The 16,748-nt window shown below is 71.7% G+C and carries 13 protein-coding genes and 1 pseudogene; 6 read left to right on the top strand and 8 right to left on the bottom strand.

The window, feature by feature from the left end; genetic code table 11:
- Nucleotides 1-74 precede the first annotated feature (74 nt).
- Entirely contained in the window at nt 75-1,853 is a 1,779-nt protein-coding gene (locus tag L6E12_RS01360) for a BTAD domain-containing putative transcriptional regulator (RefSeq protein ID WP_236226019.1), read from the bottom strand.
- Between the two features lie 652 nt (nt 1,854-2,505).
- On the opposite strand from L6E12_RS01360, the gene sbnB reads away from it, so the two are divergent.
- The 4 genes from sbnB to speB all read left to right on the top strand — a co-directional run bounded on the left by sbnB (nt 2,506) and on the right by speB (nt 7,133).
- On the top strand, nt 2,506-3,552 hold the full coding sequence (gene sbnB, locus L6E12_RS01355; protein ID WP_236226018.1) for a 2,3-diaminopropionate biosynthesis protein SbnB: 1,047 nt from the start codon (nt 2,506-2,508) through the stop codon (nt 3,550-3,552).
- Between the two features lie 952 nt (nt 3,553-4,504).
- Nucleotides 4,505-5,230, top strand: coding sequence for a hypothetical protein (locus L6E12_RS01350; protein WP_236226017.1), 726 nt, complete (start codon nt 4,505-4,507; stop codon nt 5,228-5,230).
- 2 nt (nt 5,231-5,232) lie between these two features.
- Nucleotides 5,233-6,012, top strand: coding sequence for a thioesterase domain-containing protein (locus L6E12_RS01345; protein ID WP_236226016.1), 780 nt, complete (start codon nt 5,233-5,235; stop codon nt 6,010-6,012).
- A 107-nt stretch (nt 6,013-6,119) separates the two neighbouring features.
- Nucleotides 6,120-7,133 carry an agmatinase gene (gene speB / locus L6E12_RS01340; protein ID WP_236226015.1) on the top strand — a complete coding sequence of 338 codons (1,014 nt, stop codon included), beginning with the start codon at nt 6,120-6,122 and terminating at the stop codon, nt 7,131-7,133.
- A gap of 46 nt (nt 7,134-7,179) precedes the next feature.
- On the opposite strand, the gene L6E12_RS01335 is transcribed toward speB, so the two are convergent.
- The 6 genes and pseudogenes from L6E12_RS01335 to L6E12_RS01310 form a co-directional block, all read right to left on the bottom strand.
- Nucleotides 7,180-7,815 carry a methyltransferase domain-containing protein gene (locus L6E12_RS01335; protein WP_236226014.1) on the bottom strand — a complete coding sequence of 212 codons (636 nt, stop codon included), beginning with the start codon at nt 7,813-7,815 and terminating at the stop codon, nt 7,180-7,182.
- 396 nt (nt 7,816-8,211) lie between these two features.
- Nucleotides 8,212-9,279: a histidinol-phosphate transaminase gene (locus L6E12_RS01330; RefSeq protein WP_374201824.1), complete on the bottom strand. Its 1,068-nt coding sequence runs from the start codon at nt 9,277-9,279 to the stop codon at nt 8,212-8,214.
- 1 nt (nt 9,280) lies between these two features.
- Nucleotides 9,281-9,994 (bottom strand): annotated as a pseudogene (locus L6E12_RS01325) (IS5 family transposase); the annotation flags it as partial.
- Nucleotides 9,995-10,033: 39 nt separating this feature from the next.
- A complete protein-coding gene (locus tag L6E12_RS01320; protein ID WP_236226012.1) occupies nt 10,034-10,495 on the bottom strand; it encodes a nitroreductase/quinone reductase family protein in 462 nt (153 codons plus the stop codon).
- Nucleotides 10,496-10,593: 98 nt separating this feature from the next.
- Nucleotides 10,594-11,595, bottom strand: coding sequence for a zinc-binding dehydrogenase (locus tag L6E12_RS01315; protein ID WP_236226011.1), 1,002 nt, complete (start codon nt 11,593-11,595; stop codon nt 10,594-10,596).
- Between the two features lie 4 nt (nt 11,596-11,599).
- The gene (locus tag L6E12_RS01310; RefSeq protein ID WP_236226010.1) at nt 11,600-12,196 is read right to left on the bottom strand and encodes an NADPH-dependent F420 reductase; all 597 of its coding nucleotides are present in this window, start codon (nt 12,194-12,196) and stop codon (nt 11,600-11,602) included.
- A gap of 102 nt (nt 12,197-12,298) precedes the next feature.
- Between L6E12_RS01310 and L6E12_RS01305 the strand changes: the two genes are divergently transcribed.
- A complete protein-coding gene (locus L6E12_RS01305) occupies nt 12,299-12,958 on the top strand; it encodes a TetR/AcrR family transcriptional regulator (protein ID WP_236226009.1) in 660 nt (219 codons plus the stop codon).
- Nucleotides 12,959-13,464: 506 nt separating this feature from the next.
- Here L6E12_RS01305 and L6E12_RS01300 read toward each other — a convergent pair.
- Nucleotides 13,465-14,679 (bottom strand): acyltransferase domain-containing protein, encoded by a 1,215-nt coding sequence (locus tag L6E12_RS01300; protein WP_236226008.1) that lies wholly within the window; start codon nt 14,677-14,679, stop codon nt 13,465-13,467.
- Nucleotides 14,680-15,299: 620 nt separating this feature from the next.
- Between L6E12_RS01300 and L6E12_RS01295 the strand changes: the two genes are divergently transcribed.
- Nucleotides 15,300-16,748, top strand: a 1,449-nt coding sequence (locus tag L6E12_RS01295) for a class I adenylate-forming enzyme family protein (protein ID WP_236226007.1), incomplete at its 3' end; no start/stop codon positions are given.

Raw genomic sequence — 16,748 nt, 5'->3', positions numbered from 1 at the left:
TGCAAGCTCAGAGCAACTTCGTGAACGTGGGTGCGGGCGGTGCCGCAGCACCGCCCGCACCCCGTTTCCGCACGTCAGGCCAGGCAGGCGACCCGGTCTGCCTGGCCTGACACGGCCAACCGGACCAACCGGTGCACCTGGTGCAGCGGCTCGCCGAGCGGGGTCGCCCCCACCTCGCGCAGCAGGTGCCAGTCGACCAGCTTCCGGATCACCCGCTCGACGGAGGGCCGGTCGACGTCCAGCAGCCCACCCGCCACCGCGGGCGCGAACTCCCGGTCGGCCGCCCCATCGGCCAGTGCGCACAGCGCCTCCCGGTCGGCGGGGTCCAGCGCCCGCAGCGCCCGCAGCACCCGGGCCCGTATGTCGGCCTCGCCCTCGAGCAGCACGTGCAGCGCGTACCGCTCGTCGTCGAGGCGGAACGCCAGCGCGGACAGCGGCTGTCCCGGCCGGGCCACCGCCCACCCGGCCGCGGCGCGCACCGCCAACGGCAACCCGCCGCACGCCTCGACCAGCCGCCACGCCGCCCCTGGTTCGGCGCGCACCCGCTCCACCCCGGCGATCCGGGTGAACAGGTCGAGCGCCTCGCCGGTGCCCATCGGCTGCAAGGTGATCGTCTGCTGCCCACCGGGCACCCGCAGGAGGCGCCCACTGGTGACCAGCAGCGCGGCGTGCGGGGTGCGTGGCGCCAGCGCCCGCACCAGTTCGCCCTCCGCGGCGTCGTCGAGCAGGACCAGCACCCGCTGGTCGGCCAATACCCGGTGGTACTGCTCGAGCCGGGCCAGCGGGTCGTCCGCCAGGTCATCGGCCCGCACGCCGAGCCCGTTGAGCAGCGCGCCGAGCGCCTCGGCGGGCTCCATCGGGTTCCGGCTGCCGCCGCGCAGGTCGACCACCACCTGCCCATCCGGGTACTCCTCCCGGTACAGGGTGGCCGCCTCCCTCGCGAACGCGGTCTTGCCCACGCCGGGCATACCGTTCACCACGACGACGGGCCGCTGCCCGCGCCCTGGTCGCGAGGTCGCGAACGCGGCCAGCTGCTCGTGCCTGCCCACGAAGTCCGCCACCCGGCCCGCCACCCTCGGCTGCCCGCCCCGGGCGGTCAGGGGTCCGCCTGCGCGCCGTCGCGACGGCTGGAGCCTGGCCACCCCGGACCGCTCGTCGAGGATCGCCCGGTGGGTGTCGCGCAGCAGCGGGCCGGGGGAGACGCCCAGTTCCGAGCGCAGCAGCGCCATCCCCTCCTGGTAGGTGTCGAACGCGGCAGCCTGCTGGTTGGAGCGGTACAGCGCGGTCATGTACTGCGCGCGCAGCCGCTCGCGCAGCGGGTGCGCCCGCACCAGTGCGAGCAGCTCCGGCAGCAGGCCCCCGAGCGCGTCGGTCAACAGGTCGGCGTCGATGCGGTCCTCGAGCACCTCCAACCGGGCCTCGGCCAACCTCGGCCGCTCCACCTGCGCGAACGGCTCGGTCACCCCGGTCAGCGCCTCGCCGGGCCACAGCGCGAGCGCCGAGTGCAGCAGGCCGCGTGCCTCGTCGTACCGCTCCGCGCGCAGCGCCGAGGCGCCCGCGCGCGAGAGCCGCTCGAACTCCGCGAGGTCGAACCACGCGCCGCCGAGGGTCAGCCGGTAGCCCGACCCCTGGCGCGAGATGGCGGCTCCACCGTCGAGGTGGTTCCGCAACCTAGAGGCGTAGGTGTAGATCTGGGCCTGGCAGGTCTTCGGCGAGACCCGGCCCCACAGCACCTCGCTCAGCGAGCTGTCCTGGACGCTCTGCTCCTTCGCCAGCAGCAGCGTCGCCAGCATCGTCTTCTTCTTCGTGCCCGCGAGCGGGACTTCGGAATCGTCTTCCCGTTGAGCGCTCACCGGTCCGAGGATGTGGAATCGCACACTGCCCCCATGTGTCAGTGCGTGGATGCGCCCGCCGTCACCGGTGGGCGGTGGATCGCTGCGCCCGTCGTGCCGCGTGCGGAGAACTGGGCGCTCGACGCGGCAGGCACGGCGTGCACGTCGCCACGTGCGTGCCGTCGAACGTACCGCACAGGTTTCGGCTTCGGTGCGATTATCGTCGGATGATCCAGGGCCCGGTCATGTCTCCCCCGATCGGTGGAGTCGTAGTGCGCCAAGGCATCCGCCCTGTTGTTGCCGATTGCCAGGGGGCGGCCACGGTTCGTTGACGGGCATCGAAGTTGTGCTACACTCGACTTTGCTGACCGGGCAGGGGGTCCGGTGGGGGGACATGGGGGTCCTTGTGCGTCTTCTCTTGTGCTGTATCGGATCTTGCCCTGACTCGGGTCTTCCGGCTCGTCTTCCTCGGGACCTGCGAACTCTTCTCCTGTCGTGAAATCCTGATAGGACACCATCGGGGTCCGCGCGTCTTGTGTGTGCCCCCTCCGCGTCAGCATGCCTCCACTGCTGTTTCCAGCAACGACAAAACCGATCCTGCGGAGTCCGTTGTGGACACTATGGGTGTTGGCGTGCACTTCGGCGTCCTCGGTGGACGCAGCAAGGATGTGCCATGACTGTGCAGATCCCCGATTTCAGTGCGATTTCCGGGGCGGCGGTGAGTCGGGCGCTGGCGGGCAGGCGGCGCCAAGTCGTGGACATCGTGGAAGCCGCCTACCTGGCCCACGACCGGGCCGAGACGGTCAACCCGCCCTCGTACTTCCTGCGCTTCCCCGACGCCCCGCACAACCGCATCATCGCCCTGCCCGCCTCGATCGGCGGCGCCACCGGGGTCGCGGGCCTCAAATGGATCTCCAGTTTCCCCGGCAATGTCGCCGAGGGCGTGCCGAGGGCCTCCGCCGTCCTCGTCCTCAACGATCTGGAGACCGGCTACCCGTTCGCCTGCTTGGAGAGTTCCATCATCAGCGCGGCCAGGACCGCCGCCTCGGCCGCCTTGGCCGCGCGCACCATCGGCGCCGCCCGGCCGCGCCCCACCCGCCTCGGCATCTTCGGCGCGGGCCTGATCGCCCGCTACGTGAGCGACTACCTGTCCGCGGTGGGCTTCCGGTTCGACGAGATCGGTGTCCACGACCTGTCGCCCGAGCACGCCGACAGCCTGGCAACCCACCTGCGCACCACCGCCGACCGCGTGGTCGTCGATCCCACGCCGGAATCCCTCATCCGCTCCAGCGACCTTGTGCTGTTCGCGACCACAGCCGCCACCCCGCACGTGAGCGACCCGGACTGGTTCGCCCACCACCCCCTTGTCCTCCACGTCTCCCTCCGCGACCTGTCCCCGGAGGTCATCCTCAGCGCGACCAACGTCGTCGACGACATCGACCACTGCCTCAAGGCCGACACCTCGGTCCACCTGGTCGAACAGCGCACCGGCTCCCGCGACCACGTCCACGCCACGCTCGCGCAAGCGCTGACCGGGCGGTTCACCGCGCCCGCGGACGCGACGGTGGTCTTCTCGCCGTTCGGTCTCGGGGTCCTCGACCTCGCCGTGGCCACCTTCGTCCACCGGCAGGCCACGGAAACCGGCACCGCCACCCCCATCCCCGACTTCTTCCACGAACGCCACCGCCATGGCGAAGGGCCTCGGGGCAAGGCCCCCTGACCAGATGCGGTTCGACCTGCCATGTGGTGGGCGACCTCGCTCACTGCGGTCCGACCATCCCCGAAAACCTGACGTCAGATCAAGTGCGCTCAAATCTCCAGTTCTGCTCCTTCGGCCGTCTCCGTGGGAGTGTCGACCGGGGTGGGCGGAGTTGCGTCGGAATCAATGGCGGAGCGAACTGTTCCTGATCTCGTCGCGGAAGGCGTCGGGCAGTTGCCCGGTGGTATCCTGGCGTCGCCCAACCACGTCGTCACCCGCGAGTTCGAATGTCGTCGGTGTTCGAATCCGAAGTACAATCCGATCCACAGGAGCGTGTGCTCGTAGGCGAGTTGTCCATGCCTGCCGAGCAGATAGCGGTTGATCGCCCAACGAAGCATGCTGGCACTTCTCGCGTTGAGTTCGTTCACCTTTTTCCGTCAGGCGTCGCACCGCCTCGAGCACTCACTTTCCGGTGACCTGACCCATTTCGTCCGGTCGAACAGGTAGACGATCACGGTCGTCAAGGGGACGGTCGGGTCCCCGGCGGCAGTGTGGCCCAGGACAGCTTCACGCACCGCCCGTAAGTCGGTTGCCCCGTGTCGGTCCCGCCGCCGATGACCTGCGCGGCTGCCGTACGAGTCTGCCTGATCGAGGGGCGGGCGCGCACCCGACGCGACCGAACAACTCGAATCGTCCTCGATCTTTGACCCGCGACCCAATCGCGGTCATGCAGTCGGCATTCGGTGGTCGGCTGTTCAACGGCGCTGTCAAGCTCCGATTCCGCTTTTGTGGAATGCCTTGACGGGCAAACGGGTGAGATTGGCGGCACGATATTCGCTGTTGAGCGTCCTTGGTCGCCTTGGTAATCTCTGCTGGAGGTGCTTGGTGTCCAAATGGATTGCGTCGCGCGGAGTTTGCTGTCCGCGTCGAGTCGTTTGAATCCGAGGTCCCAGCAGTCGGCGATGGGGGGACAATGGCGACGAGTGCGATTTTCGGCGACCTGAGCCTGGGGTGGACCGAGCTGTTCGTGGCGGACGCCGCGGCGGCGGGCCGGGAACTCGCCGAGCGGTGGAGCTTCACCCGTGTGGCGGAGCGCACCGGAGCTGCGGCGCGCTCGGTCGCCTCGGTGCAGGCGAACGCCCGCCTGGTGGTCGCCGAAGGCCTGACGGCGACCCACCCCGCTGCCGCCCACGTCGCCGCACACGGCGATGGCGTGGCCGACATCGCCTTCAGCACCTCCGATGTGGATGGTGCGTACGCGGAAGCTCTGCGGCGAGGAGCGACTCCCCTCTCCGGACCGGGACGGGAGAGGACGATCCACCCCCCTCGGCGCCACGCCACCGACTCGGGCTGCTGGCCTGCGCGTCGTCGACCACTTCGCGGTCTGCGTCCCCCCGGTGAACTGGGACCGGTTGCCGACTTCTACGAGGAGGTCCTGGACTTCCGGACCACGTTCACCGAACGAGTCGTCGTCGGTGCCCAGGCCATGGACTCCAGGGTGGTGCAGAGCCGGTCGAGCTCGGTGGTCTTCACCCTCCTCGAACCAGGCACCACCGCGCGGCCGGGGGCAGATCGAAGTCTTCCTGTCGGCGCGCGGCGGCGCCAGAGTGCAGCACATCGTGTTCGGCACCGAGGCAACACCAAGGCCCTGTACGAGGCCGTCGAGCTCGACCGCGCCGCCGTCGAGCCGGTGCGGTGAGGGTGCGGACCCGAGAGCGCGGTGGACCGAGCAGCCCATCTCCCGACCTGGAGGCAGCCGACCTGCACGGCAGCCTGGCCGACCCGGCCCTGGCGGCCGTGAACTTCCTGAACGGGGTGTCGCGCCGCTACCCGGCCGCGGTGTCCTTCGCCGCCTGCCTGCCGTGCGAGGACTGCTTCGACGAGGGCGCTGTGCCCCGCTACCCGCGCACGTTCACCGACCACCTGCGCGAGCGACAGGGGTACACCACCGCGCAGGTCCGGCGGGCGTTGGTCTTCGGGCTCGCCGCACCCGGTCTCGATGGTGCGGCCGACCCCGTGCCGGGGATCGATCGGCTCGCCGAGTACCACCTGCGCACCCTGGCCGCCGCCGGGCACACCGGGCGGTTCGTGCTGGGTGGCTGGTCGATGGGGGGTGTCGTCGCCTACGAGATGGCGCGGCAGGTCGAGGAGCGCACCGGCGCACCGGTACCCGTGCTTCTGATCGACAGCAGGCCGCCCGGGCCAGACCCGGACGCCGTCGTCGACGACGACGAGGCGCGGCGGTTGTTCGCCGCCGACCTCAACGGGCTCACGCGGGCAGGTCGTCCCCGCCCCCAGGGTGACGAAGTGGCGATGGCCCGCATGTGGCGCGTCTTCCGCACCAACGTGCGGTCCGCTGCCCGCTACGCCCCACCCCGGGGGTTCAGCGGACCGGTGCACCTCGTGCGCGCCGGAGACGAGCCACTCGACACGCGGGCGGCCGACCTCAACTGGAGCGCGTGGACGACCGGTCCGGTCTAGGTGACAACCCTGCCCGGTGACCACTACGGGGTGCTGCGAGCACCGGGGCTCGGGCCACTCGTCGACGCCATCCGCGAACGCGCGCAACCACACCACGAGGAGGACCGGTGACCGACCCTTTTCCCGAGTTCGTCGCACCCTACAGCCCCGAGTTCGTCGAACCCGCCGGGTCGCGCAGCTCCTTCTGCGGCATCCCGGTGCGCGGGGTGCAGGACGTGCGGGACGGGGACGTCGTGATCATCGGCGCCCCGTTCGACTGGGGGACCAGCTTCCGCGCGGGCGCGCGGTTCGGCCCGCGGTTCATCCGCGACGCGGACTACCTGGAGGCCAGCGGTACCCGCCCGCACTTGGCCGCGGGCGTCGACCCGCTGGTGGACCTGTCCGTCGTGGACGCCGGGGACAACCCGATGGTGCGCGGCTACATGGACGAATCGCTGGACGCGATCGAGTCCTACGTGCACGAGATCGTCCGCCGCGGCGGCACCCCGGTCGTCCTCGGCGGAGACCACACCATCACCCTGCCCAACGCCAAGGCGGTCGCGAGGCACCGGGGCAACGGCAGGTTCGCCGTCGTCCACTTCGACGCGCACCCGGACACCGGTGTCTACACCCGCCCGGAGATGCTGGGCCACGGCGCGCCGATGCGCAGGCTCATCGGGTGCGGGGCGGTGCCCGGGCACCGGTTCGTGCAGATCGGCCTGCGCGGCTACTGGCCACCCGCCGACGTCCTGGAGTGGATGGCGGCGCGGAACATGCACAGCTACAGCATGGACCAGGTGGAGAGCCGGGGAATGGACGCCGTCCTCGACGAGGCCGTCGCGCTGGTGACCGAGCCGGACGACACGGGCGCGGTGGACGGAATCTTCCTGTCCATCGACATCGACGTGGTCGACCCCGGCATGGCGCCCGCGACCGGGACACCGGAGCCGGGCGGGCTGACCTCGCGCCAGCTGCTGGAGGCCGTCCGCCGCCTCACCAGGGAGCTGCCGGTCGTCGGCGTCGACCTCGTCGAGGTCGCTCCGCACTACGACCAGCCGATGAACATCACCGCGCTGCTGGCCAACCGCGTCGTGCTGGAGGCGCTCACCGGCATGGCGCAGCGGCGCAAGCTCGGCCGCTGAGCCTCCCGCCCGGCCCGACCAGCTGGTCGGGCCGGGCGGGAGCCGGTCACCGGACGCGGGCCCGGAGCAGGTAGCCGACTTCCAACCCGGTCGAGTCGATCTGCTCGTCCGGGTGCGCCACCGCCAGCACCTCCAGGCCCGCGGAGTCGAACAACCGCTCCCAGAACGCCCGGGGCGCCAGCCGCTGCTCGGTGAGCACGTGCAGCAGGTAGTACGGGTTGTAGTAGGCGACACCCAGGCCGTGGCGCATCACGGCCGGGTCCTGCGGCCGGTGGTCGACCTCGATCACCAGCCAGTGCGCGCCGGGGTTGCGGGCGACGCTGCGCTCGAGCATGGCGCGCAGTGCCTGCTCGCCCTCCTGCTCCAGCACCTCCTGCAGGACGAACGCCGCCATGAAGCACACCTCCCGCCCCTCGGGGACGTCCACCTCGACAGCGCTGAGCGCGCCTGCGTTGCGCAGGTCGATCACGGCCGCCAAGCCGCGCGCAGCGACCTGCTTCTGGGCCAGGCCGAACCCGTCGGGGTCCGGCTCGAACCCGACACCGGTCACCCCCGTCCGGTGCCCCACAAGCTCGGCGAGGAACGAGCCGTCGCCGCAGCCGACGTCGACGACGGTGAGGTCCCGGTGGTCGAGCGCGTCGAGCAGCCTGCGGGCCAGCGGGAGCGCGTCGAACATGCTCATCCCGCAGCTGCCCGCCCCGACCTTGTCCCGTGCCGGGAGGCGTAGGGCGCGCCCGCGGCAAGCGTGGCACCGAGCTGGCCGAAGGTCTGGCGTAGCCGCCGATCATCAGGGTGTACCAGGGCAGGAAGGGTTCGAGCCTGCTGCCCTTGGCGGTCAGCGACCATCGCCGCTCCCGCTCGGCGACGTAGCCCTCATTGGCCAGGTAGGCCAGTACGCCCACCAACCGGCTCGGCTCCATCGAGTGCTCGGCGGCCAGCTCGGCCGAGGTCGCCCCCGCCTCCCGGCCCAGCGACGCGCAGAGCCCGCTGGCGTGCACCTGGTGGAGCACGCTGGCCAGCGCGAAGTGGCGGATCGGCTGGAGGGCCTCGACGAGACGGATCTCGAAATCAGGTTCGGTCACGCGGTTTCTCCGTCCTGTGTTCTGGTGTTGAGGTCTGCGGCGCCGCCCGCGGCGCGGTGGTCGAGCTCGGTGAGGGCTTGGGCCAGCACGTGCAGCGACCTGGAGGTCCCGACGCTCACCCGGACCCAGCCCGGCAGGCCGAAGGCCGCCGTGTCGCAGACGCGCACGCCGAGCGCCGCGAGCCCGGCGACGACCCCGCCCGCGCCCGCGGGGGTGCGGCACCGGGCAAGCACGAAGTTGGCCTCGGTCTCCCGGACGTGGTCGAACAGGTCGGCCGTGGCAAGCACCTCGGCGTAACGGGGCCTGAGCTCCACCACGCAACGCCGGAGATCGGCGAGGTGTGGCCGGTCCGCGAGCACACCCTCCGCCGCGGCCAAGGCCACGGTGTCGACAGCCTCGTAGCGCTGCGCGGCGCGCAGCGCGCGGATGGTCTTCTGCGAACCGAACACCGCGCCCAACCGCACGCCCGCCAGGCCGAACGACTTGGAGAAGCTGCTGTAGACCAACAGGTTGTCGGTGTGCGGAGCCCGCGCGGCCCGGGACACCGGCGCCGGGCCGAACCGCAGGTAGGTCTCGTCGAGGAACACCAGCGGCGTGTCCCGCAGGACCGCGTGCAGCCAGTCCGGGCCGAAGGTGTTGCCGGTGGGGTTGTTCGGTTGGGCCAGCAGCACCACGCCGTCGCGTAGCTCGGCCGGGTCGGTCGCCGGTTCCCACCGCTCGTCCAGGACGATGGTGCGGACCCGCTTCCCCAGCGCCCGTGCCCGGTCGGCGTAGCCGGTGAACCCGGGGGAGGTGGTCCACGCGGTGTGGGTTGTGGACAGCACCAGGTCGACCGCTTCGTCGACACCACTGGTGAGCAGTGTGGCGTCCTCTGGGACACCTTGGTACTCGGCGACCGCTGCGGTCGCTGAGCGGCGGAGGTGCCCCGGGTACCGGTGCAGGTCCTGGGCCGCGGCGATGACGCGCTCGACAGCGATCTTCGATGGGCCCAACGGGCTCTCGTTCAAGTGCAGGCGAACTTCGGTGCCGGGCCGGATCGGCGGGCTCGGCGCGTCCTTCCACATCGACATGGGGTGAAACTGGCACGTCCCAGCGGATGCGCAGGCGCTTGAACCCGTCGTTCCAGGCGATCGTGCTTTCGACGACCCACCGGACCACACCCAGGCCGGAGCCGCGCAGCTGTCCGCGGCGGGCGATCCGCGTTTCGACGCCTCTGGCGCGCAGGCGCCTGCGGTACTTGTCGTGGTCGTAGGCCCGGTCGCCGAAGACGATCCCGGGCCGGTGGCGGGGCGGCCGAACCTGCCCCGCACGTGGGGAACCGCGTCGAGCAGCGGCTCCGACTGGGTGATGTCACTGCGGTTCCCACCGGTCAACACGACCGCGAGCGGGATCCCGGCACCGTCGGTCAGGACGTGGTGCTTGGACCCTGCTCTGCCCCGGTCGACCGGGGCACGGGCCGCTTTTGGGCCCCGCCGCGCCGCCCGCACATGCGAGGAGTCGATCACCGCCCGGCCCCAGGCCAGCCGGGCCCGCCGATTGCGGTTCGGCCAGCAGGACCTCAGGCAACCGGGCCCACACCTCGGCCTCGTTCCACTCCGACAGCCGCCGCCACCAGGTCATCCCCGATCCGACCACGGCGGCGACTCGCCTCTCCTCACACCGACATGATCCGCACCATGACAACACACCGGCCACCAAATTGATCATCCTGTTGGGAACTCCCGGGCGGCAGCGACGTCGATCCACGGGATGGTTCGGTCTGCGTCGGCCGGGTGGCGGGCGCCCGGGTGCGAGCCCGGGCGCCCGTGGCGAATTCGGTCAGCTCTCGGTGGGTTCGAGCAGGATCAGCGGCACTTCGCGGTTGCCTGCCTCGATGGCCCGGGCGCGGAAGTCGGCGAAAAACGGGTAGAGCTCGTCGGTGTAGGCCAGCCAGTTCTCCCGTTCCGCACCTTCGGCCACCCGGGCGGTCATCAACCGGCGATCGGGACCGTCCTGCAGTTGCACCGTCGGGTGCGCCACGAGGTTGTGGAACCAGCTCGGATTGCGAGCCTGGCCGCCTGCCGCCGCGCCGATGGCGTAGACACCGCCACGCTCGATGCGCATCAGGGCGACCTTGCGCAGCTTGCCCGACCGGGCGCCACGCATGGTCACCACGACCACGGGACCACCCTCCGTCGTCGCGCCTTCGCGGCCGTCGGTGCGCTCGTAGAGCTCGACCTGAGCGCGGGTCGTCGCGTCGGCACTGGGGACGTATTCACCGTCGAGCAGATCCGTCGTCATGTCAGGGAATTCCTTTCATTGGGGTGGCGTTTCACGCGCGGCCGTGGATGTCGCAGCCAGAACCGCCGGGACGGTGGAGCCGTACACGTTCGCCGGCTTCAGCCGGTTACCTGGATCACGGTCTTCCCGATGGTCCGGCCGCTCTCGGCGAGGGTGTGCGCCGTCTTCATGGTCTCGGCGGTCAGGCCTTCGAGCGTGGTGGTGACGATCGGGCGCAGTCGGCCCGCCGCGACGTCGTCCGCCGCCTGGGCGAGGATCCGGCCCTGGCTGCCGACGTCACCGCCTGCCACGATCTTGCTGAACACCATCTCGCTGTGCAGCGACAGTGACTTGCCCGTGAAGGCCCCCAGGTCGAAGGGGCCGGTGAGGTCGGTGGAGGCCAGGTGACCGAAGGGGCGCAGCACCTCGACGATCGCCCCCAGGTGACCGCTGGTGCCCGAGGTCGAGAACACCAGGTCGACGTGGTCGATCCCCGCCGTGCGGAGCTGTCCGGCCAGGTCGCCGCGGTGGTCGACGACCAGGTCGGCGCCCATCGCTGTCGCCCACTCCCGTGACTCGGGCCGCGAGGCCGTGCTGATCACGAAGGCCGGTGTCATGGCCTTGAGCAGTTGCGTGGCCATCGACCCGACGCCGCCTGCTCCGCCGACGACGAGCACCCGGCCCACACCGGGCAGCAGCACGTCCTGGTCGCGGAACAGCGATTCCCGAGCTGTGAGGACACCGATGGGCAGCGATGCGGCGTCGGTGAACGCGAGCCGGTCCGGGATCTTGGCCACCACCCGGTGGTCGACCGCGACGCGCTCGGCCCAGCTACCGTCGCGGGTGAAGTCGCCGGTGCCCATCACCCGGTCCCCGACCGCGAACCCGGTGGCCGCGGACCCGGCCGCGGCGACGACGCCTGCGAACTCCCAGCCGAGCACGAGCCGCCCGCCGGGCTCGGCGCCGCGCGTTCGCCGGATCGCCGCTTCACCCGGGTTGATGCCGATCGCACGGACTTCGACCAGCAGGTCACGGTCGCGCAGCCGAGGTTCGGCCACCTCGGTCAGAGTGATGGCGAACGCGTCGAGCGCGTGCGCTTTCTCGTAGGTGAGCGCCTTCACGGCTTCAGTCCTGCCTCAGGGCGTGCAGCGCCGAGAGCGGGCCGCCGATCTGCATCAGGCGGCCGCCATCGCGCAGCGCCCCTGCGTCGACCGGTGCGAATCCGATGGTGTCGGCGACGGTGTGGAAATCCGCCTTGGCGGCCTCGTCGTCACCGGCGTAGAACAGCAGTTGCCGCCCTTCTGCGTGCCGGGGGTCGGCGGCGATGTACTGGGCGAAGAGGGTGTTGAAGGCCTTGACCACGCGCGCGCCCGGCGCGCGATCGGCTACGAACTCGCTCGCCGTCTGCACCCCGAGGTCGGCGGCGGTCGGCCGCATCGATTCCAGGTTGTTGGTGGTGTCGACCAGGACGCGGCCGTCCCAGTCGGGCAGCCCGGCCAGCGCGTCGCCGACCTGCGGCCACCCCACGGCGAGGAAGACCATCTCGGCGGCGGCCGCTTCGGCGGCCGTTCCCGCGCTCGCGCGCGGCCCCAGCCGGGTCACGACGTCGAGCAGGGTGTCCGGGCCGCGGCTGTTGCTGAGCGTCACCTTGTGGCCTGCCGTCACGAGGTGGCGGGCGATGGCCTGCGCGACCGTCCCGGCGCCGATGGTTCCGAAGTCCATGACCGTCCCTCCATCCTTCGATGACCTACGTCATCATAATTTATGATTGTAGACGTCATCATTACCTGTCAAGCCTGGACTCCTCCGTGCACTCTCGTTTTGATGATGGGTATCATCGGGGGAGACGAGCTCGCCGGGAAGGTGGTCGACGTGCCCCGCATCACGCAAGAGCAGAAGCGGCTCAACCGCGAGAAGATCGTCAACGCGGCAGGCGCGGGATTCCGGCTGCGCGGCATCGACGGCATCGGCATCGAGGAGCTGATGAAGTCGGCAGGCATGACGCACGGCGGGTTCTACAACCACTTCGCCTCGAAGGACGACCTCGCTCTCGAAGTCCTCCACCAGGGCTTCACCGACTCGCTCGAGGCGCTCGACACCATCCGCGAAGCGCACCCCCGCTCGGCGCGCGCGGCCCTGCACGACATGATCGACAAGTACGTCAACGCCGAGCACCGCGACCACCCGGAGATCGGCTGCGCCTCGGCCGCCCTCGTGTCCGACGCAGGCCGCCACGGCGCCGCCGCCCAGGCCGCATACCGGCGCGGGCTTGACGGCTACTTCGCCACCATCACCGACATGCTGCTCGACCGCGCACGCCAATCCGGCACCGGACTCACTCCCGCCGAAGCCCGCGAGCGCGCGGTGGCGCTGTTCAGCCAGATGGTCGGCGCACTGGTCCTCTCCCGGGCGATCGCGGCCGCTGCCCCGGACCTGTCAGACGAGGTGTTGACGGTCAATCGGCGGCGGCTCAAGAAGCTGTGACCGCCGTCGTTCCGGCCACCCCGACGGAGCGAGTCCGGCGTCGGGCATCCCCGCATGGCGCCGTCGGCGTGTCGACAGTCATGGCAGATTCGGCGCTCTCTTCGGTCATGTCCACGCCGACGACCAGCCGAACCGAATCGACCACCGCTGGCTGACTTCACAGCCGGATACTTGAAATAGGGTCCCCTTGACCCCCAGCCGTGCCCCGATCGTGGCCTGACCTGTGGAAACGCAGATTGCGGTCCCCGAATCCGGACGGTCGCGGCATGGTGGGCGCAGTTGGCGTCGGGTTGAGTGCGCTCGGACCTCCGGTCTGCTCCTTCGGACCTCGGTGCCTGCTCAGCAGGCCGAGCAGCGTCGTCGCGGACGGGACCAGCTCGCGGCGGGCCCGTTGGCACCGCGGTAGTCCTAGAGGAAAGCGCTGGGCTGTGCGCGCTCGTCGTCCAGCGGCACGTCGAACGCACCCATCAGAGCCCCCTGCCACGCCGCGAGCCCTGATGTCGGGTCTACGCCCGCAGGCTCGTCGACGCGGCGAAGACCGCCTGCCAGTCGATCCGGTGGCCGCGCGCGTCCAACCGCGCCAGCGCGGTCAGGAAGGCGGTGGTCTCGTCCGGTTCGGCCTGCAGGGCGGGGACCACCCGGTCCTGCTCGTCGGCGGGGAGGCAGCGGGCCGCCAGCCTGCTGAGCACGCCGCTGGGGCCGACCTCGACGTACGTGGCGACGCCCCGGGCCTGGAGGGTGTCCATGATGGAGGACCAGCGGACCGGCAGGCGGCAGTGCCGGGTCCAGTGGTCGGGGGTCGCGGCGTCGCCGGGTGGGACGAGGTCGCCGGTGGAGTTGCCGACCAGGGGGATCGCGGCGGGGCGGCCGGGGACCGCGGCGATGGCGGCGGCCAGGGCGGGCATGGCCGGGTCGACGGCGGGGGAGTGGTAGGCGTTGCCGACGCCGACGCGGTTGGTGCGCACGCCGCGCGCGGCGAAGCGGTCGGCGATGGCGGTGATCTCCTCCAGCGGCCCGGCGATCGCGACCGACGACGTGTCGTGCACGGCCGACACCGACGCCGCCGTGCCTGCCAGGGCGGGGGCGACGACGTCCTCCGGGGCCTCGATGGCGATCATCCCGCCGCCGGGCGGCAGCGCGTCGAGCAGCAACCCCCGGCTGGTGACGACGGCCGCCGCGTCCTCCAGCGACCACACCCCGGCGGCGGTGGCGGCGACGTACTCGCCGAAGGAGTGCCCGGTCACCACGTCCGGCCGCAGCCCGGCTGTCGTGAGCAGCTCGAACAGGCCGATCCCCAGGCCCAGCAACGACGGCTGGGCGAACGCGCAGTCGTCGAGGCCCTCGGCGGCGCCCGCGACGACCGACCGCAGCGGGGTGGGGAGCATCGGGTCGACCCGCGCGCACACCCGCGCCACCGCCGCGTCGACCTGCGGGAACTCCAGGCCGAGTCGGGCGCCCATGTCAACGCGCTGGCTGCTCTGCCCGGAGAACAGGAACGCCACGGGGCCGGGTTCGGGCAGGGGCGCGCACGCGGCGGCGGCGGCGGGCGCGGCGGCCAGGTCGTCGGGCCCGTGCGCGAGCAGGACCGTGCGGAACCGGTGTTCGGGGCGGGCGCGCGCGGCGAGGGCTCGCCCCAGGGCGGGCAGGTCGCCGGACAGCGATTCCGCCTGGGCCACCAGTTCGGCCGACGTGGGTGCGCTGAGCAGCAGCGGGACGATCATGCGGGGACTCCTTCCCGGGCGCGGTCGCCCAGTGGGACGAGGGTGCTGGTGGGGGCGCGGCGGAATCGGCGCCGATTCCCGGAACGGGTCGGGGGGGTACGGGGGAATGCGGTGCGGCGGGTTCCGGCATCGTCCTCACTGCTCGTGGCGCGGGGCGCGGTGGCGTCGGACCGGACTTCAACCTAGCGGTCGGGTGTGATGTTCCGGTAATAGCCCGACATCGATTTGCCGGACCGCCGTCGTGGTCCATCCGGGCGGGCGGCACCGGCGAGGATGATCTTGCCCGGTCCCGGGTCGAGGACGCGCGCCGGGGTCGGCCCAGGTTGGTGGGAAGCGCTGTGAGCTGGGAAGTCGGTGGTGAGTGTCTCACCAATCCAGATACTGGGTAGCGTCTGATTTGCCGGATATGTACTATCGACGCTGTTGGTGTCGGCAGCGTCCACTCGGGAGGTGGGGCGGCTCGGTCGGTGGTGCGCTGGGCTTTCCCTCGACCGCTCGGGTGGTACGACACCATTGCCATCCCGTTTCATTCCCGGTTATTTCCCCCTTGTGTCCCCGTGCACCCCGAATGCGCCGGTCGCGTTTCCCCGACGCCCGCGCGGAATCCGGAGGAGTCGACCGTGTCCCCACCGGCCGACCTGCCCGCAGGCGCCCGCGTCGTCCTCGCGCTGCCCAGCGGCGACCGGCTGGCCGAGCTGCTGCTCGGCTGCCTCGACCGCGGGCTGGTCGCCGTCCCGCTCGACCCGCGCACCCCGCCGTCGCGCGTCGCCGAGGTCGTGCGCCGCGTGCGCGCCTCCGCCGTGATCACCCCGGGCGGCGTCGAGACCACCGGCCTGCCGCACGAGCACCCCGACGCGGACGGCCTCGCGCTGATCATGTTCACCTCCGGTTCGACGGGTGTTCCCAAGGGCGTGATGCTGCCCAGGGCCGCGGTGCTGGGCAACGCCGCCAAAACAGCGGCCCTGCACGGTTTCGCGCCCGACCGTCCACACGCGACCTGCCTGCCGCTCTACCACTGCAACGCGCTGGTCATGTCCCTGGTGGGCACGCACACCACCGGCACGCCGCTGGTCCTGCACCCCGGGTTCGACCCCGCCGCCTACTTCGCCGACCTGCGCGCCAAGGAGGTGCGCACGGCCTCGATCGTCCCGGCGATGCTGCCCGACCTGCTCGACTCCGCGCCGCCGTGGCCCGAGAGCCTGGACTACCTCATCACCGCCGCCGCCCCGCTCACCGCCGACCTCGCCCGCCGCTTCCACGCGCGCTACGGGCCGAGGCTGCGCCAGGGCTACGGGCTGACCGAGCTGGTCAACTTCTCCTTCACCACACCGCACCCCGGCCCGGAGCACTGGGTGGCGGAGTACCTCGACCACTACCCGCCGGTCGGCGCCCCGCTGCCCGGCACCGAGCTGCGGCTGGAGGCGGGCGAGGTCTGGATCCGCTCCGCGGACCGGATGCGCGGCTACTGGGAGGACCGGGAGGCCACCGCCGCCGCGCTCACCCCGGACGGCTGGCTGCGCACCGGTGACCTCGGCGCGCGGCGCGGCGACCTGCTCGTGCTCACCGGCCGCCGCAGCGAGCGCATCGAGCGCGGCGGCGAGAAGCACTACCCGCTGGAGGTGGAGCGGACCTGGCGCGAGGCGGGGCTGCCCGGCCGGTTCGCCGCCGTCCCGGTGCCGGACGACACCCTCGGCCACGAGATCGGCCTCGTCACCGCCGACACCGACGCGGGCACCATCGCAGCCGCCCGCGCCATCGCCGAGAACGGCCCGCTGCGCCCCGCCGCCCTGGCGTTCGGCGCGTTCACCGCAACCGCCACCGGCAAGCCGCAGCGCACGGCCATGGGCCGGGCGCTGGCGGCGGGCCGGGAGAACCCGAGCCGGTGGAACCACGCGCTCGACCCCGGCGGGACGGCCACCCTGCGGGCCGCCGCGCAGGCGGCCCGCGCGCGCCTGGCCGACGAGGTCGTGCGGCGTCTCGACCACACCGGCCCGGTCCGCGTGGCCGACCCGGCGGACCCGCGCCGCGCCCCCGGCGAGCTGCTGGTCGTCCCGCACGGCCCGGGCCCC

The organism is Actinokineospora sp. PR83 (assembly GCF_021056305.1).
Taxonomy (GTDB): domain Bacteria; phylum Actinomycetota; class Actinomycetes; order Mycobacteriales; family Pseudonocardiaceae; genus Actinokineospora; species Actinokineospora spheciospongiae.
Note: the sequence above shows the minus strand (reverse complement) of the source record. Positions and strands in the feature narration are given on the sequence as shown.